At 69.7% G+C, this 20,867-nt stretch carries 19 protein-coding genes; 14 read left to right on the plus strand and 5 right to left on the minus strand.

What is annotated here, in order from left to right; translation table 11 throughout:
* Positions 1-93 precede the first annotated feature (93 nt).
* The 6 genes from ACIGCK_RS00145 to mnhG are packed head-to-tail and all read left to right on the plus strand — an operon-like array spanning position 94 to position 6,310.
* Positions 94-3,018: a Na+/H+ antiporter subunit A gene (locus ACIGCK_RS00145; protein WP_396662879.1), complete on the plus strand. Its 2,925-nt coding sequence runs from the start codon at positions 94-96 to the stop codon at positions 3,016-3,018.
* Positions 3,018-3,539, plus strand: coding sequence for a Na(+)/H(+) antiporter subunit C (locus ACIGCK_RS00150; RefSeq protein ID WP_396662880.1), 522 nt, complete (start codon positions 3,018-3,020; stop codon positions 3,537-3,539). Before ACIGCK_RS00145 ends, ACIGCK_RS00150 begins: the two co-directional genes overlap by 1 nt.
* Positions 3,536-5,089 (plus strand): Na+/H+ antiporter subunit D, encoded by a 1,554-nt coding sequence (locus tag ACIGCK_RS00155; protein WP_396662881.1) that lies wholly within the window; start codon positions 3,536-3,538, stop codon positions 5,087-5,089. Before ACIGCK_RS00150 ends, ACIGCK_RS00155 begins: the two co-directional genes overlap by 4 nt.
* Positions 5,086-5,670, plus strand: a complete 585-nt coding sequence (locus ACIGCK_RS00160) for a Na+/H+ antiporter subunit E (RefSeq protein WP_396662882.1) — start codon at positions 5,086-5,088, stop codon at positions 5,668-5,670. Before ACIGCK_RS00155 ends, ACIGCK_RS00160 begins: the two co-directional genes overlap by 4 nt.
* Positions 5,667-5,933, plus strand: a complete 267-nt coding sequence (locus ACIGCK_RS00165; protein ID WP_396662883.1) for a monovalent cation/H+ antiporter complex subunit F — start codon at positions 5,667-5,669, stop codon at positions 5,931-5,933. Before ACIGCK_RS00160 ends, ACIGCK_RS00165 begins: the two co-directional genes overlap by 4 nt.
* Positions 5,930-6,310, plus strand: coding sequence for a monovalent cation/H(+) antiporter subunit G (mnhG, locus tag ACIGCK_RS00170; RefSeq protein WP_330170802.1), 381 nt, complete (start codon positions 5,930-5,932; stop codon positions 6,308-6,310). The genes ACIGCK_RS00165 and mnhG overlap by 4 nt, the downstream gene beginning before the upstream one ends.
* A 174-nt stretch (positions 6,311-6,484) precedes the next feature.
* Here mnhG and ald read toward each other — a convergent pair whose 3' ends face one another.
* Positions 6,485-7,582 carry an alanine dehydrogenase gene (gene ald / locus ACIGCK_RS00175; protein ID WP_396662884.1) on the minus strand — a complete coding sequence of 366 codons (1,098 nt, stop codon included), beginning with the start codon at positions 7,580-7,582 and terminating at the stop codon, positions 6,485-6,487.
* Between the two features lie 116 nt (positions 7,583-7,698).
* On the opposite strand from ald, the gene ACIGCK_RS00180 reads away from it, so the two are divergent.
* Positions 7,699-8,208, plus strand: coding sequence for an Lrp/AsnC family transcriptional regulator (locus tag ACIGCK_RS00180; protein ID WP_396662885.1), 510 nt, complete (start codon positions 7,699-7,701; stop codon positions 8,206-8,208).
* A gap of 24 nt (positions 8,209-8,232) precedes the next feature.
* Here the strand turns inward: ACIGCK_RS00180 and argG are convergent, their stop codons facing one another.
* A complete protein-coding gene (gene argG / locus ACIGCK_RS00185; protein WP_396662886.1) occupies positions 8,233-9,675 on the minus strand; it encodes an argininosuccinate synthase in 1,443 nt (480 codons plus the stop codon).
* 10 nt (positions 9,676-9,685) lie between these two features.
* The gene (locus ACIGCK_RS00190) at positions 9,686-10,423 is read right to left on the minus strand and encodes a Pr6Pr family membrane protein (protein ID WP_396662887.1); all 738 of its coding nucleotides are present in this window, start codon (positions 10,421-10,423) and stop codon (positions 9,686-9,688) included.
* A 97-nt stretch (positions 10,424-10,520) separates the two neighbouring features.
* On the opposite strand from ACIGCK_RS00190, the gene ACIGCK_RS00195 reads away from it, so the two are divergent.
* Together ACIGCK_RS00195 and ACIGCK_RS00200 are read left to right on the plus strand one after the other, a co-directional pair.
* On the plus strand, positions 10,521-11,807 hold the full coding sequence (locus ACIGCK_RS00195) for an adenylosuccinate synthase (RefSeq protein WP_396662888.1): 1,287 nt from the start codon (positions 10,521-10,523) through the stop codon (positions 11,805-11,807).
* A 2-nt stretch (positions 11,808-11,809) separates the two neighbouring features.
* Positions 11,810-13,000 (plus strand): lactonase family protein, encoded by a 1,191-nt coding sequence (locus ACIGCK_RS00200; protein WP_396662889.1) that lies wholly within the window; start codon positions 11,810-11,812, stop codon positions 12,998-13,000.
* A gap of 18 nt (positions 13,001-13,018) precedes the next feature.
* Here ACIGCK_RS00200 and ACIGCK_RS00205 read toward each other — a convergent pair whose 3' ends face one another.
* Positions 13,019-14,122 carry an AI-2E family transporter gene (locus tag ACIGCK_RS00205; RefSeq protein WP_396662890.1) on the minus strand — a complete coding sequence of 368 codons (1,104 nt, stop codon included), beginning with the start codon at positions 14,120-14,122 and terminating at the stop codon, positions 13,019-13,021.
* 41 nt (positions 14,123-14,163) lie between these two features.
* On the opposite strand from ACIGCK_RS00205, the gene ACIGCK_RS00210 reads away from it, so the two are divergent.
* The 4 genes from ACIGCK_RS00210 to ACIGCK_RS00225 all read left to right on the plus strand — a co-directional run bounded on the left by ACIGCK_RS00210 (position 14,164) and on the right by ACIGCK_RS00225 (position 19,112).
* Complete coding sequence (locus ACIGCK_RS00210) at positions 14,164-14,475, plus strand: chorismate mutase (protein ID WP_396662891.1); 312 nt, start codon at positions 14,164-14,166, stop codon at positions 14,473-14,475.
* A gap of 279 nt (positions 14,476-14,754) precedes the next feature.
* Positions 14,755-16,134, plus strand: a complete 1,380-nt coding sequence (locus tag ACIGCK_RS00215) for an aminomethyl transferase family protein (RefSeq protein ID WP_330170810.1) — start codon at positions 14,755-14,757, stop codon at positions 16,132-16,134.
* A 76-nt stretch (positions 16,135-16,210) separates the two neighbouring features.
* Entirely contained in the window at positions 16,211-18,034 is a 1,824-nt protein-coding gene (locus tag ACIGCK_RS00220; protein WP_396662892.1) for a PEP-utilizing enzyme, read from the plus strand.
* A 28-nt stretch (positions 18,035-18,062) separates the two neighbouring features.
* On the plus strand, positions 18,063-19,112 hold the full coding sequence (locus ACIGCK_RS00225) for a PEP/pyruvate-binding domain-containing protein (RefSeq protein WP_396662893.1): 1,050 nt from the start codon (positions 18,063-18,065) through the stop codon (positions 19,110-19,112).
* A 21-nt stretch (positions 19,113-19,133) separates the two neighbouring features.
* On the opposite strand, the gene ACIGCK_RS00230 is transcribed toward ACIGCK_RS00225, so the two are convergent.
* On the minus strand, positions 19,134-19,913 hold the full coding sequence (locus tag ACIGCK_RS00230; protein ID WP_396662894.1) for an IclR family transcriptional regulator: 780 nt from the start codon (positions 19,911-19,913) through the stop codon (positions 19,134-19,136).
* Positions 19,914-19,984: 71 nt separating this feature from the next.
* On the opposite strand from ACIGCK_RS00230, the gene ACIGCK_RS00235 reads away from it, so the two are divergent.
* Positions 19,985-20,827: an HAD-IIA family hydrolase gene (locus ACIGCK_RS00235; protein ID WP_396662895.1), complete on the plus strand. Its 843-nt coding sequence runs from the start codon at positions 19,985-19,987 to the stop codon at positions 20,825-20,827.
* The last annotated feature ends 40 nt before the right edge of the window (positions 20,828-20,867 follow it).

Genomic DNA, 20,867 nt, shown 5'->3' on the forward strand with positions numbered 1-20,867 from the left:
CGAGGGCGGGGCGCCTGCGGGCGGTCCCGTAGGATGGGAGGACGACGCCCGCCCCGCGAGCCGCCCCCGGCCGACGAGCCCGAGGAGACGCCCATGCTGCTGATCCTCGCGCTGTTCTGCCTGACGCCGCTGTTGATGCCGGTGCTCGTCCGCTGGATGGGGGCGCGAGCGTTCTATGTGTCGGCGCTCATCACGGCCGGCGCGTTCGCCCACGCCGTGGTGTTGGGTCCGGAGGTGGTTGCGGGCGGTATTCCGTTCGAGACATATCACTGGATCCCCACGCTCGACATCCAGATCTCGATGCGGATGGACGTGCTCGGCTGGATCATGACGCTCGTCGTCACCGGCGTAGGGGCGCTGGTCATGCTCTACTGCCGCTGGTACTTCCGAGGGAAGACGGAGGGGCTCGGGCAGTTCTCCGCCGTCCTGCTGGCCTTCGCGGGCGCGATGTACGGGCTGGTGCTGACCGACGACATCGTCGTGCTCGTGATGTTCTGGGAGATCACGAGCGTTCTCTCGTACCTTCTCATCGGCTACTACCACCGGCGCGCCGGCAGCCGCCGCTCGGCCCTCCAGGCGCTCCTGGTGACGACCCTCGGCGGACTGGTCATGCTGATCGGGGTCGTGCTGATCGTCGTCGAAACGGGCACGTCGAGCCTCTCCACGATCCTGTCCCTGGCGCCCGCCGGGCCGGTGATCGACGCCGCCCTCGTGCTGCTGCTCGTCGGCGCCCTCAGCAAGTCCGCCATCTTCCCGTTCCACTTCTGGCTGCCGGGCGCGATGGCCGCACCCACCCCCGTCAGCGCCTACCTGCACGCGGCGGCGATGGTGAAGGCGGGCATCTATCTCATCGCCCGGCTGGCTCCCGTCTTCGCGGACGCACCGGTCTGGCGGCCGCTCGTCATCGGTCTCGGCGTCTTCACGATGCTGCTCGGGGGCTTCCAGGCGCTCCGCGAGCGCGACCTGAAGCGCATCCTCGCGTTCGGGACGGTCAGCCAGCTGGGCTTCCTCACGGTCGTCCTGGGCTTCGGCACGAGGGACGCCGCGCTCGCCGGGCTCGCGCTGCTGCTCGCCCACGCCCTCTTCAAGTCCTGCCTCTTCCTCGTCGTGGGAGTCATCGACCGCCAGCTGTCCACGCGCGATGTCGACGAGCTGTCGGGCCTGTGGCGGCAGGCGCCCACCCTCGCGATCACGTCTGCCGTCGCCATCGCCTCGATGGCCGGGGTGATACCCACGCTCGGCTTCGTCGCGAAGGAGGGCGCGCTCACGGCCCTGCTGGATGCCGCGACGGCGGGGGACGCGTGGGGACTGGTCGCCCTCATCGGCGTGGTCCTCGGATCGGCGCTGACGGCGGCCTACGGACTCCGCTTCCTCTGGGGCGCCTTCGCGACCAAGCGCGCGGTCGCCCCGACGGCGTGGCCGGACCCGCCCCTCGGCTTCCTCTCCGCGCCCGTCGCGCTCGCGGCCCTCACGCTCGCCGGCGGATTCGCCGCCCCCTGGCTGGACGTCGCCCTCACGCCCTACGCCGACACCGCGCCCGCCGCGCCGGCCGGCGTCGCCGCGCCCGAGTACGCCTACCATCTCGCGCTCTGGCACGGTCTGGAGCCGGCGCTCTTCCTCTCTCTCGGCACGCTGATCGTGGGGGCCGTGGTCTTCTGGCTCGCCCTGCGTGCGGGCTTCGACCGACGCACACGGGCGTTGCCCGTCACGGCCGCCGACATCTACAACATGGCGCTGCGAACGGTCGATCGGCTCTCCGTCATCACCACGACCTTCACGCAGCGCGGCTCGCTCCCGATCTACGTCGGAACGATCTTCGTCGTCCTGGTGGCCGCCGAAGGCACGGTCATCCTGGCCTCTCCGACGTGGCGCGCCCAGCTGGATGCCTGGCAGTCGCCCTGGCAGCTGCTCGTCGCCCCCGTCATGATCGCCGCCGGCATCTTCGCGGTGCGGGCGCGCAAGCGGTTCTCGGGCGTCGTGCTCGTCTCCGGCACGGGGCTCGGGATGGTCGTGCTCTTCGCCACGAGCGGGGCGCCCGACCTCGCGCTCACGCAGGTGCTGATCGAGACCGTGACACTCGTGGCCTTCGCCCTCGTGCTGCGCCGGCTCCCGGCCCGCATGGGCGATCACAACGCCTCCGTCGCGCCCATCTTCCGCGGCGTGCTCGCTCTCGCCGTCGGCGCGACGATGGCGATGATCGCGATCATCGCGACCGGCGCCCGGATCCACGTTCCGATCTCGGAGCCGTGGCCCGAGCTGGCCTACGAGATCGGTCACGGCCAGAACGTCGTCAACGTCGCGCTGGTCGACATCCGCGGGTGGGACACGATGGGCGAGCTGTCGGTGCTCATCCTCGCGGCGACGGGTGTGGCATCCCTCGTCTTCGTCACCAACCGCTCGGACAACCTGCAGTCCCTCACCTCGGGTCTTCCCGTCGCGCCTCGCCGCCGTTCCCGGCGTCCGCTCGTCGAGACGGTCGACGGGCCGCGCCCCCAGACCGGAGCGACCCCGACGCAGCCGCGCACGTGGCTGCTCGGCGGGCAGCGACTGCGGCCGGAGAGCCGGTCGCTCATCCTCGAGGTCGTCGTGCGGGTGCTCTTCCACTCGATCATCGTCGTCTCGATCTATCTTCTGTTCGCCGGCCACAACCTCCCCGGTGGAGGCTTCGCGGGCGGGCTGGTCGCGGGCATGGCGCTCGTCATGCGCTACGTCGCGGGAGGCCGGTACGAACTCGGGGTGGCGGCGCCCACCGACGCCGGAATGCTCCTCGGCGTCGGCATGACGATCGCCGTCAGCTGCGCCATCGTCCCCCTCTTCTTCGGTGCGGCCCCCCTCACGAGCACGTACTGGGAGGGCGAGCTGCCGCTGCTCGGCCACGTGGAGTTCGTCACGACGACGATCTTCGACGTCGGGGTCTACCTGGTCGTCATCGGTCTCGTGCTCGACGTGCTGCGCAGCCTCGGTGCCGAGGTCGACCGGCAGGCGCAGTCGGCCCGCGGGCAGGAGGTGAGCGTCTGATGGATGTCTCGCTCGTCCTCATCGTGATCATGGGTGCGCTCTTCGCGTGCGGCGTCTACGCGATGCTGGAGCGCAGCCTCACGCGCGTCCTGATCGGCTTCCTGCTGCTGGGCAACGCCGCGAACCTGCTGCTGCTGATCGTGCTCGGCGCGCCGGGTGCCGCGCCGTTCTACGGCACCGAGGGCGTCTCCGATCCGTTGCCGCAGGCGCTCACGCTCACGGCGATCGTCATCACCTTCGCCGTCTCGGCCTTCCTGCTCGCGCTGATCTACCGCTCGTGGCAGTTGGGCACGGCCGATACGGTCGTCGACGACGAGACCGACATCGCCCTGCGCGAGCGGACGCCCGACACCGACGAGGGCATGGACGAGGGCGCGGATGCCGAGGCATCCACCGACTTCGTCGGCGTAGACACGGCGCCCATCACGGTGCTGCACAGCCGTGACTTCTCCGCGCTGCACGATGACGCCCCGACGGATCGGCCCTACGCCGGTCGCGACGACGAGGGGGAGCGGTCATGAGCGCCCTCGTCCCGCTGCTCGTCACGCTGCCGTTCCTCGGAGCGGCGGTCACGCTGATCTTCGGACGCCGCCCGCGCCTGCAGGTGGCCGTGTCGGTGGTAACGCTCTCGCTCGTCGTCGTGATCGCGAGCGTGCTGCTGGCGACGGTGGACCAGGGGGCCCCGATCGCGGTGTCGGTCGGGGGGTGGCCGATTCCCATCGGCATCGTGCTCTACGTCGACCGCCTGGCAGCGCTTCTGGTGCTGGTCTCGAGCATCGTGCTGATCGCCGTCCTGCTGTTCTCCGTCGGTCAGGGTGCCGCCGACGGCGACCAGGAGACGCCGGTGTCGATCTTCTATCCCTCGTACCTGATCCTCTCGGCCGGGATCTTCACGGCGTTCGTCGCGGGCGACCTCTTCAACCTCTACGTGGGCTTCGAGATCCTGCTCGTGGCGTCGTACGTGCTGATAACCCTGGGCAGCACGGAGTCGCGCATCCGCACGGGCGTCGTCTACATCGTCGTCTCGCTCGTGTCGTCGATCCTCTTCCTGTCCGCGATCGCCGTGATCTACGGCGCGCTCGGCACGGTCAACATGGCGCAGATCGCCGATCGCATGGCCGAGCTCCCCGGCGAGGTGCAGATGGTCCTGCACCTGCTGCTGCTCGTGGCGTTCGCGATCAAGGCGGCCGTCTTCCCGCTGTCCTTCTGGCTGCCCGACTCCTATCCCACGGCGCCGGCGCCGGTGACGGCAGTGTTCGCCGGCCTGCTCACCAAGGTGGGCGTCTACGCCATCATCCGCACCGAGACCCAGCTCTTCCCCGGTTCCGACGTCAACATGCTGCTCATGGTCATCGCGCTGGCGACGATGATCGTCGGCGTGCTCGGCGCGGTCGCCCAGGCGGAGCTCAAGCGGATCCTGTCGTTCACGCTCGTGAGCCACGTCGGCTATATGATCTTCGGGCTCGCCATCGCGACTCCCGAGGCCTACGGCGCGACGATCTACTACATCGTCCACCACATCATCGTGCAGACGACCCTGTTCCTCGCCGTGGGGCTCGTCGAACGTCGCGCCGGCAGCACGTCGATCCTTCGCGTGAAGGGGCTCATGCGTGCCGCCCCCGTCATCGCGGTTCTCTACTTCATCCCCGCGGTCAACCTCGGCGGCCTGCCGCCGTTCTCGGGCTTCATCGGCAAGTTCGCCCTCTTCGAAGCCGCCGCGGAGGTGGGCACGCCGGTCATGATGGTGCTGATCGTGGGCGGCATCGTGACCTCGCTGCTGACCCTGTACGCCCTGATGCGGGCGTGGAACCTCGCCTTCTGGCGCGAGGAGGACGACTCCGCCGAGACCGAGGCGCGCATCGCCTACCTGGGCGATGCGCCGGCCGCCGGCGTCGAGACGGGCCGTCGGGTCACGTCGCGGATCATGACGGGGGCGACCGCCCTGATGGTGTCAGCGACCGTGGCGCTGACCGTCTTCGCCGGTCCGCTGCTCGAGATCTGCATGCGAGCCGGTGAAGGCCTGGCGCAGCCCGTGGTCATCACACAGCTGAACGAGGAGGCCGAGCAATGAGCGGCTCTCCGCGCACGCACCGCAGCACCCTCTGGGTCCAGCTGCCCTTCTTCCTGTGGCTGATCGCCCTGTGGATGCTGCTGTGGGGGCAGTTCACCGTGCTCGCCTTCGTCACGGGGCTCGCCGTGGCCGTCGTCGTCACCCGCGTGTTCCGGCTGCCTCCCGTCGAGCTGTCGGGGCGGGTCAACGTCTGGTACGGGCTCGTCTTCGTCGTCACCTTCCTGGCGGCGCTCGTGCGCGGCTCGCTCCTGGTGGCGTGGCAGGTCCTCGATCCGCGAAAGCTGCCGGGCACGGCGATCATCGCCGTGCCGCTGCGGGTGGACGACGACCTCATCATGACCCATACGGGCGTGACCGCGTCGCTCATCCCGGGATCGCTCATCGTCGAGGCGGACCGCGAACGCCGCGTGCTCTACCTGCATGTCATCGGGGTGGACTCCGACGCGGACGTCGAGAAGCAGCGTCGTGCCGTCCTCGGGTGGGAGGCGCGCATCGTCCGCGCCGTCGGCTCCCGGGGGCAGCTCGAGCTCATCCGTCGCAGCGGCATCGACACACCGCGGAAGGGAGGGGCTCCCACGTGAGCGTCGTGATCATCGTCATCCTCGTGCTGTTCGTCGCGGCGGCCCTGCTCGCGCTCGTCCGCATCGTGCGCGGCCCGTCCATCCTCGACCGCGTCGTGGCCGCCGATGTCCTCCTCACCGAGGTGATGTGCATCGTCGGGGCCGAGATGGTCATCAACCACCACACCCGCAGCCTTACGCTGCTGCTCATCATCGCCGCCGCCGGGGTGTTCGGATCCATCTCGGTCGCCCGCTTCGTCGCCAGAAGGGACAACCCGCGATGACGGATGACGTGGTCTTCGACCTGCCGGCGGTGCTCGACGGCGCCGCGATCGTGCTGGTGTTCATCGGTGCGGTGCTGTGCCTCACCGCCTCGATCGGCCTGCTGCGCTTCCGTGACGTACCCAGCCGCCTCCACGCCGCGACGAAGCCGCAGGTGCTCGGCCTCATCCTCATCTGCATCGCCGTCGCGCTGTCGCTGCGCTCGTGGGCGGCGCTCGCATTCCTCGTGCCGGTCGTGGTGTTCCAGCTCGCTACTGCCCCCCTGTCGGCGCACATGGTCGCCCGCGCCGCGTATCGCAACGGCACCTTCGACGAGCGCGGGCTGCATGTCGACGAGCTGCGGGAGTCGAAGGAGACGCCGCCCGCCGCCGGCGGCTGAGCCCGTCCGCCCGGACCTGGGCGGGCGCCCGCGCGGCCGCAGCGGACAACACTCCGGAGAAGTGTGCTCTGCGCGGGACGCGGACCCCGTCGTTCCGGGGAGGCCGACGGCGCGGATGCGGTTGTCTCCGGAGTGTTGTCGGGCTGCGGCGCGCGGCCGAGATGATCCCGCGCGTCAGCCGTCGGCGGGAAGGCCGAACGCCGCCGCGACCGCGGCGTTCACGATGGCGCCCGCGCGGGTGTTCAGGCCGGCCGCGAGAGCGGGATCGGCGTGCAGGGCACGGTCGACGCCGCGGTCGGCCAGGGCCAGCAGGTACGGCAGGGTGGCACCCGTGAGGGAACGGGTGGACGTCACCGGGACGGCGCCCGGCATGTTCGCGACGCAGTAGTAGAGGGAGTCGTGCACGGCGAAGGTCGGGGCGTCGTGGGTCGTGGGGCGGGAACCCTCGAAGCATCCGCCCTGGTCGATCGCGATGTCCACCAGCACGGATCCCGGCTTCATCGCCGCCACCATGTCGTCGGCCACCAGGCGCGGCGCGGCCGCCCCCGGAACCAGGACGGCGCCGACGACGAGATCGGCGCGCCGCACCTGCTCGGCGATCTCGTAGCGGCTCGAGACGCGGGTCTGCAGCGCCGTGCCGTAGCGCTTCTCGAGCTCGCGCAACCGTTGCAGGGACACGTCGATGACGGTCACGCCCGCGCCGAGTCCCAGGGCGTTCACGATGGCGTTCTCGCCGGCGACCCCGCCGCCGATCACGACGACCTCGGCGCGGGGCACGCCCGCCACGCCGCCGAGGAGCGTCCCCCGTCCGCCCGCGGGGCGCATGAGCGTCTGCGCGCCGACGATGACGGAGAGCCGACCGGCGATCTCGCTCATGGGCGTCAGCAGGGGCAGGCTCCGATCACCCGTCTGCACCGTCTCGTACGCGATCGCCGTCGTTCCCGCGGCGCAGAGGGCCGCGGTGAGGGGTCGATCGGCGGCGAGGTGCAGGTACGCGAAGAGGGCGAGATCCTCGCGCAGGTAGCCGTACTCGGCGGCGACCGGCTCCTTCACCTTCGTCACGAGCTCCGCGTCGTGCCACACGTCGGCGGCATCCGGCACGATGACCGCGCCCGCGGCGGCGAAGTCCTCGTCCCCGACTCCCGCACCCAGGCCCGCCCCCGCCTGAACCAGGACGGTGTGCCCGTGCGCCGCCAGCGCGTCCACGCCCGCGGGCATGATGGCGACCCGGTACTCGCCGTTCTTGATCTCGGTGGGGATGCCGATCCTCATGGTGCTCCCTCGCTGGGTGACCCGATGCGAGCTCCAGGTTCGCAGGCGCGCACTCGTTCGGCCACCGCGCGCGAAAGACATTCGGCCGGACGGCCTTCCCGCGTAGGCTTCCCTGCATGGATGACGGAGCGCGAGCCGGTTCGCCGAACGATCTACGGTCATTCGCGGTGGATGCCGTGGATGTCGAGATCATCCGGATCCTCGCCGCCGACGGCCGCATCACCAACGTCGATCTCGCCGCAGCCCTCGGCCTCGCCCCCTCGACCGTGCACGCGCGCGTGCGCTCCCTGGTCGAGCGGGGGGTGATCACGGGCTTCCATGCGGCCGTGGATCACCGGGCGCTCGGCAAGGGGCTGCAGGCGATCATCGGGGTGACGCTGCGACCCGGGGCGCGGGCCGGCAGCATCCGCGCGTTCGCGGACGACGTGCGCCGTCTGCCGCAGGTGCTGCAGGTGTGGTTCGTCGGCGGGACCGACGACTTCCTCGTGCACATCGCGGTCGAGGGATCGTCCCAGATGAGGGAGTTCGTGGTCGAGCATCTGTCGGCGCAGCAGAGCGTGGCCTCGACGCGAACGAGCATCGTGTTCGAGTATCACCGCAATACGGTGACGGCGCCCTTCCGCTGAGTCTTCCCGCTCCCGCGGGCCGGGTCAGTCGGTGCCGGCGTCGAAGGCCGCGCTCTCCGAGGCGCCCTCCACGGCGTCCGCGAGCGCATCGCGGTCCGCGTCGTGCGGCGTCGCGCTCTCGATGATGTCGTCGGCTCCCCCCGCGGAGATCTGCCCGACGAGCGCTCCCGTGGCCCCGCCGATGAGCCCGAGACCCGCATACTGCTCGAGGCGCGAGCGGGAGTCCGCGATGTCGAGGTTGCGCATCGTGAGCTGGCCGATGCGGTCGATCGGACCGAACGCGGCATCCCCCACCCGCTCCATCGACAGCTTCTCCGGCGCGTAGGAGAGGTTGGGGCTCGTCGTGTCGAGGATCGTGTAGTCGTCGCCGCGGCGCAGGCGCAGCGTGACCGAGCCGTTGATCGTCGAGCCGACCCACTTCTGGATCGACTCGCGCAGCATGAGCGACTGGGGGTCGAGCCAGCGGCCCTCGTACATGAGGCGTCCGAGGCGACGGCCCTGCTCGTGGTAGGTCGCGAGCGTGTCCTCGTTGAGGATGCCGTTGACCAGGCGCTCGTAGGCGATGAACAGCAGGGCCATTCCCGGCGCCTCGTAGATGCCGCGCGACTTCGCCTCGATGATGCGGTTCTCGATCTGGTCGCTCATGCCGAGGCCGTGGCGTCCGCCGATCGTGTTCGCCTCGCGCACGAGAGCGACGGGGTCGCCGTACTCGACGCCGTTGATGGCCACCGGCCGGCCGGCCTCGAAAGTGATCGTGACGTCCTCGGTCGCGATCGCGACCGAGGAGTCCCAGAAGCGCACGCCCATGATGGGCTCGACGGTCTCGAGCGAGACGTCGAGGTGCTCGAGGGTCTTGGCCTCGTGCGTCGCGCCCCAGATGTTCGCATCGGTCGAGTACGCCTTCTCGGCGGAGTCGCGGTACGGGAAGCCGTGGGCGACGAGCCACTCGCTCATCTCGGTGCGGCCGCCGAGCTCCGTGACGAAGGTGGCGTCGAGCCACGGCTTGTAGATGCGCAGGCGGGGGTTGGCGAGGAGGCCGTAGCGGTAGAACCGCTCGATGTCGTTGCCCTTGTAGGTGGAGCCGTCGCCCCAGATGTCGACCCCGTCCTCCTTCATGGCGCGCACGAGGAGGGTGCCCGTGACGGCACGACCGAGCGGGGTCGTGTTGAAGTAGGTCTTCCCGCCCGAGCGGATGTGGAACGCGCCGCACGCCAGGGCGACGAAGCCCTCCTCGACGAGCGGGGCCTTCGCGTCGATCAGGCGCGAGATCTCGGCGCCGTACTCGAGGGCCCGGCCGGGGATCGCCTCGATGTCCGGCTCGTCGGGCTGGCCGAGGTCGCCCGTGTACGTGCAGGGGACGGCGCCCTTGTCACGCATCCATGCGACGGCGACGGAGGTGTCCAGGCCCCCCGAGAAAGCGATGCCGACGCGCTCGCCGACGGGGAGGGACTGAAGGACCTTCGACATGCGCTCAAGTCTAGTGATCGCGCGCGGTGCTCCCCGGCCGCGAGCGGACCGGCGCGGGGGTGGATGCCGCCGCCGCGCGCCAGCGTCCGATCGCGATCACCCCCGTCGCGACCACGATGATCCCCACCGCGATGCCGACCACGTAGCCGGTCACGCCGAGGTATCCGCCCGCGACGGCGTTCGGGTCGAGGAAAGGATACGGATACCAGTACGGGACCCCGGTGCCGGGGTTCGTGATGAAGGGGGCGCGAGCGAGCGTGTAGAGCGCCCACACGACGGGGTAGATCGCCACGATCCCGGCGGCCGACCAGCCGAGCGCGCGCCGACGGTACCCGACCAGCGCGTCCACGAGCATGAACACGGGGATCCACACGTGGAGGATCTCGTTCGACCAGCCAACGACCGCGCCCGGCGCCTGCTCGATGCCGCGCAGCAGGAGGTTGTAGACCACCCCGGTGACGATCATGTAGGTCGCGACGCACGTGAGCAGGACCGCGAACCACCGCGGCTCCTGCAGGCGATCGTGCCGGTGCCGGATGGCCCAGACGGCGCCCACCATCAGCGTCACGGCGGTGGCGAGGTTGGACTGGATCGTGAAGAAGCTGAAGAAGTTCGCGACCATCGTGGGGAGGTCGGACCCGTAGGGCGTCGTGCTCACGAGCGCGAGGGAGAAGGAACGCTCGAACTGTGCGAAGACGGCCGCGACGCCGGCCAGCGCGACGATGATGCGCACGACGGGGTAGAACATGACCCTCCTGCTCGTCGACGACGGGCCAAGAATACTGGCCCGGTAGGATCGATAAGCGCGTTCTGCGCCCGTCCCCCACCCATGAGGAGCCCTCCACATGCCAGGAATCGTCATCGTCGGCGTCCAGTGGGGCGACGAGGGCAAGGGCAAGGCCACCGACCTGCTCGGCGAGCGCACCGACTGGGTGGTCAAGTTCAACGGCGGCAACAACGCCGGCCACACCGTCGTGATCGGCGACGAGAAGTACGCGTTGCACCTGCTGCCCTCCGGCATCCTCTCGCCCGGCGTCAACGCCGTCATCGGCAACGGCGTCGTCGTCGATCTCGAGGTGCTCTTCTACGAGCTCGAGGCGCTCCACGCCCGCGGCGTGGACACCTCGCGCCTGAGGATCAGCGCGAACGCGCACATCATCACGCAGTACCACCGCACGCTCGACAAGGTCACCGAGCGCTTCCTCGGCAAGCGTCAGATCGGCACGACGGGCCGGGGCATCGGTCCCGCGTACGCCGACAAGATCAACCGCGTCGGCATCCGCGTGCAGGATCTCTTCGACGAGAACATCCTCCGGCAGAAGGTCGAGGGCGCCCTCGACCAGAAGAACCACCTCCTCGTCAAGGTCTTCAACCGCCGCGCGATCACCGTCGACGAGATCGTGGAGGATCTGCTCTCCTACGCCGAGCGCGTGCGCCCGATCGTCGCCGACACCGGTCTCCTGCTCAGCGAGGCGCTGGACGCCGGCGAGGTCGTCGTCTTCGAGGGCGGACAGGCGACAATGCTCGACGTCGATCACGGCACCTACCCGTTCGTGACCTCGTCCTCGGCCACGGCCGGTGGCGCGGCGACCGGTTCGGGCATCGGCCCCAATCGCCTCGACCGCATCGTGGGAATCGTCAAGGCCTACACGACCCGCGTCGGGTCGGGCCCGTTCCCCACCGAGCTGTTCGACGAGAGCGGCGACTGGCTCCGCTCGCGCGGGTTCGAGTTCGGCACCACCACCGGTCGTCCGCGGCGCGTGGGCTGGTACGACGCACCCATCACGCGCTACGCGACCCGCATCAACGGGATCACCGATCTCGTGCTCACGAAGCTCGACATCCTCACGGGGCTCGACCAGATCCCGGTGTGCGTCGCCTACGACGTCGACGGGGAGCGGTTCGACGAGGTGCCCGTCAACCAGACCGACTTCCACCACGCCAAGCCGATCCTCGAGTACTTCCCCGGGTGGAAGGAAGACATCACCGGCGCCCGGGCGTTCGAGGACCTGCCGGTCGCCGCTCAGGACTACGTGCTCGCCCTCGAGAAGATGAGCGGCACGCGCATCTCGGTGATCGGCGTCGGGGCGGCCCGCGACGCCGTCGTCGTGCGCCACGACCTGCTGGACTGACCGTGCTGCTCTGGCTCGGCGGCTGGGGCGCGGCGATGGACTCCGCCGCCGAGGGCATCGGGGTGCTCGCGGCCGGTGAGGCGGATGCCGGGACGGCGGGCGGCCCGCTCGGTTTCGTCGGCACGGCGGCGCGCGCCGAGTCCCCGTCGTGGCTGGCCGCGCACCCCGTGCGCGACGTCGTCTACGCGGCCCTCGAGAGCGAGGGCCGCGTGCAGGCCTTCCGCCGCACGGGCGAGGCGAGCCTCGCGCCGCTCGGCCGCCCGGTCGAGGTGGGCGAGGCCGTCTGTCACGTCGCCGTGTCGCCGGATGCCGGGTTCCTCGTCGCGACGTGCTGGGGCGACGGCCGCGTCGTGCGCGTGGCCCTCTCCCCCGAGGGAGCGCCCGGCGATATCGCGGCGGCCGCCGCCGCGACGGATCCGCATGCGCCGGAACGCGCCGATCGGGCGGATGCCGCGGCATCCACCGGCCCCGCCGACATCGACCTGCGCGCCGCCGCCCGCGCCCTGCGCGAGGCCGCAGGGGAGGAGTACGCGCACCTCGTCCCCGCGAACGACGAGCCCGTGGATCAGCCCGGCTCCCCGCAGACGCAGGAGCGCGTCTCGCGGGCTCACGCCAGCTTGTTCCTCCCTGACGGGCGCATCGCGACGACCGACCTCGGCTTCGACCTCGTGCGCATCTGGCGCCGCGGCACCGAGGGGCTGCGCGCCGACCACGAGGTCGTCCTGCCCGCGGGATCGGGACCGCGGCACCTCGTGTGGCACCCGAGCGGTCACGTCTACGTCGTGACGGAGTTCTCACGCGAGGTGTTCGTGCTCGCGGCCGACGAGACGGGACGGTGGCGGCTCGTCGCGGGAGCCGCGGCATCCGCGGCATCCCTCCCCGACGACACCGGCGCCGAGATCACGCTCTCCCGCGACGGGGAGTACGTCTATGCGGGCCTGAGGGGCAGCAACACGATCGCCGTGCTGCGCGTGCGGGGCGGTGGCGAGTCGCTCGCCCCGGTGGCCCTCGTCGATGCCGGGGTCGACTGGCCGCGCCATCACCTCGTGGTGCGCGACACGCTGCTCGTGGCCGGTCAGCGCTCCAACGACGTGGTGTCGATGAGCCTCGACATCCGCACCGGCGTGCCCGGGCGCGTGCGCCATCGCACCGCGGCGCCGTCGCCGACGCGGCTGCTGCCCGCACGCCCCTGAGCCCTCCGACGATGCCCGTCAGACTTTGGCGTCCTGCCGCGGTACCCAGACCTGCTTGATGATCAGCAGGATGGATGCCGAGACCGGGATCGCGACGAGCGCGCCGATCAGCCCGAGCAGCGTGCCGCCGACGAGCGCGCCGATCACCACGAGCGCGCCCGGTATCTCGATCGTGCGGTTCATGACCCGCGGCGTCAGCACGTATGCCTCGACCTGTATGTACGCCAGGTACAGGCCCGCGAAGATGAGGGCCGTGACGGGGTCGGAGAAGAGCGCGATCACGCTCGCGATGATCCAGTAGAGCACCGGTCCGATGAGCGGGATCAGCGTGATGAGGAAGGCCACGACGGCCATGAGCGCCGGGAACGGCAGCCCGAGGATGAGGTGCAGGATGAACGCGAAGATCGCGTTCGCCGTCGCGAGCACGACCATGCCGATGAGGTATCCGCCGATCGAGCCAGTGATCTGCTCGGTCATCGTCTGCAGCCCCGGGCGGTTGCGCGCGGGCGCGAGGCGGTAGAAGGCCTGCTTGATCGCCGGCATCGACGCGATGAAGTAGAGCGTCAGGACGAGGGTGATGAACGCGCCCGAGATGCCCGACACGATCGAGATGCCCACCTGCACCGCGCCGCCGCCGATCGCGGCGATGTTACCGGGGTCGGTGAGGAACGACTCGATGTTGTTGACGATGTCGGGCACGGCGGTGCCGAACTGCGCCTGCAGGAAGGCGAACCACTCCGACTGCTCGGCGGCGGTGACGAGCCCCGGGATGTCGCGGATGAACTGAGAGATCTGCGCCACGACCGTGGGGATCACGAGCCACAGGATGCCGACGAGGACGACGGCGACGCCGAGGAAGACGATCGCGATGGCCCATCCCCGTTTGACGCCGCGGTTCATGAGCCAGTCGACGACGGGCTCGAGACCCAGCGCGGCGAAGAGTGCCAGCACGATGTAGATGATCACGGTGGCGAGGTTGCTGACCGCGAGCCCCAGGAGAAGTGCCGCGAGACCGCCGAGGGTGAGGGTGAAGCCCACGGTGAAGGGGCGGTCGATCTTCGCCCAGAACGAGCGGATCCCCGACGACGAGGAGGGGTGCGCGGGGGGCGCGGGGTCGGTCATGGTCACACTCTAGGGCGGTCGGGCCCGGTACCCTCGACACCGTGAGCGAATCGGTGACCGGGAACGAGGAGGCGCGCGCCGAGCTGCTCCGGCTGCGCGCGAGCATCGACAACATCGACGCGGCGCTGGTGTACATGCTCGCCGAGCGGTTCCGGTGCACGAAGCAGGTCGGCGTGCTCAAGGCCACCCACGAGATGCCCCCCTCCGATCCCGCCCGCGAGGAGCACCAGGTCGCCCGGCTCCGCCGGCTGGCCCTCGACGCCGACCTCGATCCGGCCTTCGCCGAGAAGTGGTTCAACTTCGTCGTCGCCGAGGTCATCCACCACCACGAGCAGGCGGCCAACGGGCGCTGAGGCTCCGCACCCGCTCTGCATATCGACGCCCGCCCACTCGGGCGACCGCAGTGAGCCACTGTCCGCCGGTCCGATCGCCAGGCGCCGGATGTTCCGCTGAGCGAGACGCTTGCCGTCCGTATCGATCAGCGAGACGGGCCCGTGACGACGGAACGCGCCTCCAGTAACGTCCCGAGCCAGTTGGGCGCCCGCGGACCATCCCGGACGCCGTTGTCGAGCGATGAGGCTCCGGTGACCGAACCCTCCCGCTCGTCCCGAAACGAGGAAACGAGGAAACGGATGGGATCGCTGACCGAGGCCGTGAAGAAGGCCGGAAGCCCCGTGGAGCTGCTCCGCAATTCGACGGCGAGCCCGCAGGTCGTGCCGATCGAGGTGCCCCGCGAGTACACCAACTGGGAATCGGAGCAGCTCGCGTGGCACACCACGTGCGGACTTCTCGACCAGAGTCACCACATGGTGACCATTACGCTCGAAGGGCCGGACCTCGTGCCGTTCCTGGCGCGCATCGGCATCAACACATTCGCCAACTTCGGCGTCAACCGCGCGAAGCAGCTCGTCGCGTGCTCCCCCGATGGCTTCCTCATCGGCCAAGGGATCCTGTTCCGCATCTCCGAGGAGAAGGCGATCCTCGTCGGCCCGTGGGGCGTCATGGACTGGGTCGAGTATCAGTACGCGATCACCCCGAACAGGCTCCGCTTCCGCCGCGAGGGCACCTCGTTCTCGCGTGCAGGGGACCCCGAGTACTTCCGCTACGAGGTGCAGGGACCCACCGCGCCCGACGTCGTCCGCGACCTGCTCGGGGGCGAGCTCCCCGAGCTCGGCTTCTTCCACATGTCTCAGGCGAGCGTCTACGGTCGGGAGATCACCTTCCTCCGGCACGGCATGGTCGGCCAGCCCGGCTACGAGATCTTCGGCAAGTGGGAGGACAAGGACGTCGTCACGCGTGCCCTCCTGGCCGCCGGCGAGAAGCACGGGATGACTCGCACGGGCGCCTACGCCTACTTCACCACCGCTGTCTACTCGGGATACCTGCCGGGCGTCCTGCCCGCGATCTACACGAGCCCCGAGCTCGCCGACTACCGTGACTGGCTGAGCGACCGGTCGTTCGAGGCGACGGCGCCGCTCGGCGGCAGCTTCTTCTCCGACAACGTCGAGGACTACTACCTCACCCCGTTCGCGCTCGGCTACGACCGAGCGCTGAAGTTCGACCACGACTTCATCGGCCGCGAGGCGCTGCAGAGGATGGTCGACGACGGCGTCCCGGCCCGGAAGAAGAAGGTCACGCTGATCTGGAACCCCGACGACGTCGCATCGATCTATCGCTCGTGGTTCAACGAGGGCGAGAACGCGAAGATGCTGCAGCTGCCCGGCGGACCCGGCTACACAACCTTCCGATACGACTCGGTGCGCGCCGACGGGGTTCACGTCGGGACCTCGGGATACCCGGGCGCGGCGTCGATCTACCGGAAGGTGCTCTCGGTCGCGATCCTCGACAGCGAGTACGCCGTCGAGGGGCGAGAGCTGACTCTGCTGTGGGGCGAGGAGCCGAACTCGGGCAAGGCCCGCGTGGAGAGCCACCGCCAGAAGGAGATCCGCGTCACCGTCGCGCCCGCGCCGTACAGCGACTACGCGCGGACCGACTACCGCACGAAAGCGTGAGGAGACCGGCGCCGCCTTCGGGCGGCGCCGGTCTCCCTTTCCACCCCATCCAGAGATGACAAAGGAGTTATCAGACATGACCATCGAGAGTTTCGAGATCCCGTCCTCGGTGACGACGCCGGAGGGCGCGGAGGGCTGGGAGCGGATGTACCCCGCGTACATGCGCTTCTCGCCCGAGAACCGTGATGACGAAGACGCCACCCTGTGGTTCTGGGATTCCATGCATCACATGGAGGCGCTTCCGCCGTTCGACATGATCAGCCACGAGGCATGGGGGGTGGGCCTCGGCGAGTTCAACTCGCGCATCTTCCCGGTGCCGCCCGCATACGGGATCGACCAGCGCATCCTCAACGGCTACCTGTACATCCGTCCCGTCGCGGTGAGCGACGTCGAATGGATCGGCGAGCGGGCGCGGCTGTTCGCAGAGCGAGCCACCTACTACTACGAGAACTGGGACGACCTGTTCGAGAAGTGGAAGGAGAAGATGGAGGCGGTCATCCGCGAGGTCGAGGCGCTCGAGATCCCCGATCTCCCGCGGCTCGAAGACGAGAAGATCGTTACCGGCGCCACGGGAGTCAGCAGCGGGCATGTCCTCATCGGCGCGTACGACAAGCTGATCGAGAGCATCTTCCTCGCCTACCAGTACCACTTCGAGATGCTGAACCTCGCGTACGCCGCGTATCTCAACCTCCTCACCTTCTGCAAGGAGTCCTTCCCGGGCATCAAGGACGAGACGATCGTCCAGATGGTCGCGGGCAACGAGATCCTGTTCTTCCGTCCGGACGACGAGATCAAGGCCCTCGCCCGTCTCGCGATCGAGCTCGGCATCCACGAGGAGCTCACCGACGGCGCCGACGACCCGCAGGCCACGATCGCGCGGCTCGCGGGGACGCCCGAGGGCGACCGGTGGATCGAGCGGCTCGAAGCGGCCAAGGAGCCGTGGTTTAACTTCTCCGGCGGCACGGGTCTCTACCACCACGAGCGTTCGTGGGTCGACGACCTCACGGTCCCGTGGGTCGCGCTCACCGGGTACATCGGGAAGCTCCTCGCAGGCGAGAGCATCGACCGCCCCACCCAGGAGATCCTCGCCCGCCGCGACCGGGTCACGAGCGAGTACCGCAATCTGCTGCCCAACGACGAGGAACGCGTCATCTTCGACCAGAACGTCGACCTCGCGAGGCTCGTCGATCCGTATGTCGAGGACCACAACTTCTACATCGAGAACTGGTTCCACACGATCTTCTGGAACAAGATGCGCGACGTCGGCGACCGACTGGTGACCGGCGGGTTCATCGAGGACCGCGAGGACGTGTTCATGCTGAACCGCTGGGAGGTCGGCCAGGCGCTCTTCGAGATGGTGTTCGGCTGGGCGACCGGCGCGCGCAAGCGCCACACCCCGTGGAAGGCCGAGATCTCGGACCGCAAGCGGATCCTCGCCGCCCTGCGAGGCTGGACTCCGCCGCCCGCGCTCGGCCCGATCCCGGATGAGATCTCGGAGCCGTTCACGGTGCTGTTGTGGGGCATCACGACCGATCGGATCAAGGTCTGGCTGGGCGACGGCGACGACGATCCCGATGCGCTGCAGGGTGTGCCGGCGTCGCCGGGCGTGCGAGAGGGCACCGCACGCGTGATCCGCGACGCGAGCCAGCTGAGCGAGGTCGTTCAGGACGAGATCCTGGTCTGCCCGATCACCGCGCCCGCGTGGGGCGCGATCTTCGGCAAGATCCAGGCCGCCGTCTCCGACATCGGCGGCATCATGAGCCACGCGGCGATCGTGAGCCGCGAGTACGGCCTACCCGCGGTCGTCGGGACGGGCAACGGCACCACGAAGATCAAGACGGGAGACCGGATACGGGTCGATGGGGACACGGGACTGGTGACCATCCTGGAGCGCGTGTAGCGCCCGGGCCGGTCTGAGAGGAGAAGACATGAGCGAGCAGATCATCTGGTTGACCCCCTCCACCCCGCCCGACCCGGCAGTGCTGGGCGGCAAGGGCGTCGGCCTCGTCCGGCTGATCGGATTGGAGGCGCCCGTGCCCTCGGCCTTCGTGGTGACGACGGGCGCGTACCTCGACCACATCCGCCGGACGGGGCTGGACGAGCGGATCGTGGCGATCTCGAGCGGGGCGGAGTCGGTCGAGGAACAGGCGCGGGCCTCGCAGGAGATCGAAGAGCTCTTCCTCTCGACCCCTCTCTCCCCCGAGCTCGCGGACGGCCTCCGCGAGGCATACGGGCGGTACGACGACGCACCGGTCGCCGTGCGCTCGAGCGCGACGGCGGAGGACACCGCGGAGGCGTCGTTCGCGGGCCAGCAGGAGAGCTACCTGTGGGTCCGCGGCGGCGACTCCGTGGTCGAGCACGTCGCGAAGGTGTGGGCGAGCCTCTTCACGCCGCAGGCCATCGCCTACCGCGTGAAGAACGGCGTCGACGTACGCGAGGTCTCGATGGCGGTCGTCGTCCAGGAGATGGTCGAGTCGAGCGTCGCGGGCGTCATGCTCACGCTGAACCCGACGACGGGCGACGCGTCGGAGATCTACATCGAGGCGACCTACGGGCTCGGGCTCGGCCTGGTCTCGGGCGAGGTCACGCCGGACAGCTTCGGCGTCGACCGGGTGACCCTCGGCTTCCGGTCGAGGGCCGTGGGATCGAAGGAGAAGGCGTACCGACTCGATCCGGAGGCCGACGAGGTCGTCCTCCGGATCGTCTCGGACGAGGATCGAGCGGTCGCGTGCGTGACCGACGACGAGGCGCTCGCGATCGCCCGGATGGGCAAGTCGGTCGACGAGCGGCTCGGGTCTCGGCAGGACATCGAGTGGGCTCTCGGTCCCGGCGAACCCGGCGTGCGGGAGCTGTTCCTGCTGCAGACGCGTCCCGAGACGGTGTGGAGCAACCGTGTCGCCACCAAGCGCGCGCGCGGAGCAACGCCCGTCGACCGCATCCTGGCGATGATGCAGACGCCGATGCGCCTGCACGACTGATCCTGCTCGCGCCGGCCGGGCTCACTCCGCCGAGCCCGGCCGGCCCGGTGCGCCCAGCTGCCGTGACAGCGCGCGGGCCGCCACGGCGACGGCGGGTCCCATCTTGGTGAGGTCCATGGAGGACAGATGCACCGATACCGACAGGGCTGCGACGGCGCGGCCGTTCGCGTCGAGCACCGGGGAGGCGGCGCAGCCGACATCCGCGACCGACTCCTCCCGCTCGTATGCCAGTCGGTTCATCCGGATCGCGTGGAGCTCGCTGCGCAGGACTTCCGGGTCGGTGATGGTGCGCGGTCCGAGCGCCGCGAGAGGGGGATCGCCCAGGCGATCGAGTTCCTCCAGTGGCCTGAACGCGAGCAGCACCTTCCCGACACCGGTCGCGTGCGCCGGAAGTCGACCGCCGATGCGGGAGGGCAGCGGCGGTGTGAGCTTGCTGCGGAGCCGGTGAACGTAGACGACCTCGGTGCCCTCCAAGACCGCGAGGTGCACGGTCTGCTTCGTGGCCGACATGAGTTCGTACATGTAGGGCGCTGCGACGCGCCTCAGATCCGTCGTCCGGCTCGCCTGCTGGCCGAGCTCGAACAGCCGGATCCCGAGGCGGAAGTGGTCCCCGTCGCGCTCGAGGATGCTCTCGTCGACCAGGTCGCGTGCGATCCGCGAGACCGACGCCTTCGGGATGCCGGTGCGGCGGCTGAGCTCCGACACCGTGAATTCGCTCTCCTCGCGCAGGTAGAGCTGCAGGATCGTGGACACGCGGCTGATCATCGACGGCATCGTCGTGTCTCGCTCAATGGAACGCATGCTCAGAGTGTCGAGGGCCCGTCGATTTTCCGTCAACCCCCCTATCCGATTCGCGAACCCGAGGAGACCTCATGACTCCCAGCACCCCCGGCCGCCGTGGCTGGATCATCGATGTGGACGGCTGCCTCGTGCGTGCGGCCCGCTATGGCGGCGACGGTGGACAGCCGATCGAGGGCGCGGCCGAGTTCATCGCGCTCCTCGATCGCGTCGGCGAGCCCTATGTCGTCTGCACGAACGCGTCCGGCAACCCGCCGGACACGTACGCTGCAGGTCTGCGAGCCGAGGGCATCCCGGTCGACGACGCGCACTTCGAGACGGCGGGCAGCATGACCGCCGATCTCATCGCCCGACGGCATCCCGGGGAGGCCGTCGCCATCGTCGGCAGCCCCGCGTTCGCCGACACCGTCCGGTCATACGGCGTCGATGTCGCCGTGGGTGAGCGTGCGAGGTCCGCGCGTGTCGTCGCCGTAGGCGACGGGGTCGAGTTCCGAACGGCCGACCTCGACGCGGCGGCGCTCGCGGTCGACGCCGGAGCAGCCTTCTACAGCACGGTCGGCCAGCGCTGGTTCCATGGCGGGATGCAGAAGGGCATCACGAGCTCGGCATTGATCGCGGCGGGAATCGCCTGGACGACGGGAGTGCAGCCGGAGGTCACCGGAAAACCCTCCCGCGAACTCGGGCTCGCGCTCGCCGCGCAGATGGGAGTGGCTCCAGAGGACGTCGTCGTCGTCGGCGACGCGCTCGCCGAGGTCGAGCTCGCGCGCGTGATCGGCGGGACGTCGTACCTCGTGCTGACGGGCGGCGTCGACCGCGCGACCGCCGACGCCCTGCCGGCGGAGCGCCGCCCGGACGCCGTCTTCGAGGACATCGGTGGGGTTCTCGCGCACACCCGGGCGGAACTCGGCGACGTGTAGCCGGCCCGTAACGTAACCGCTGGCGCATCCCATGCGCCGG

This window comes from Microbacterium sp. NPDC078428 (genome assembly GCF_044542535.1).
Lineage (GTDB): Bacteria > Actinomycetota > Actinomycetes > Actinomycetales > Microbacteriaceae > Microbacterium > Microbacterium limosum.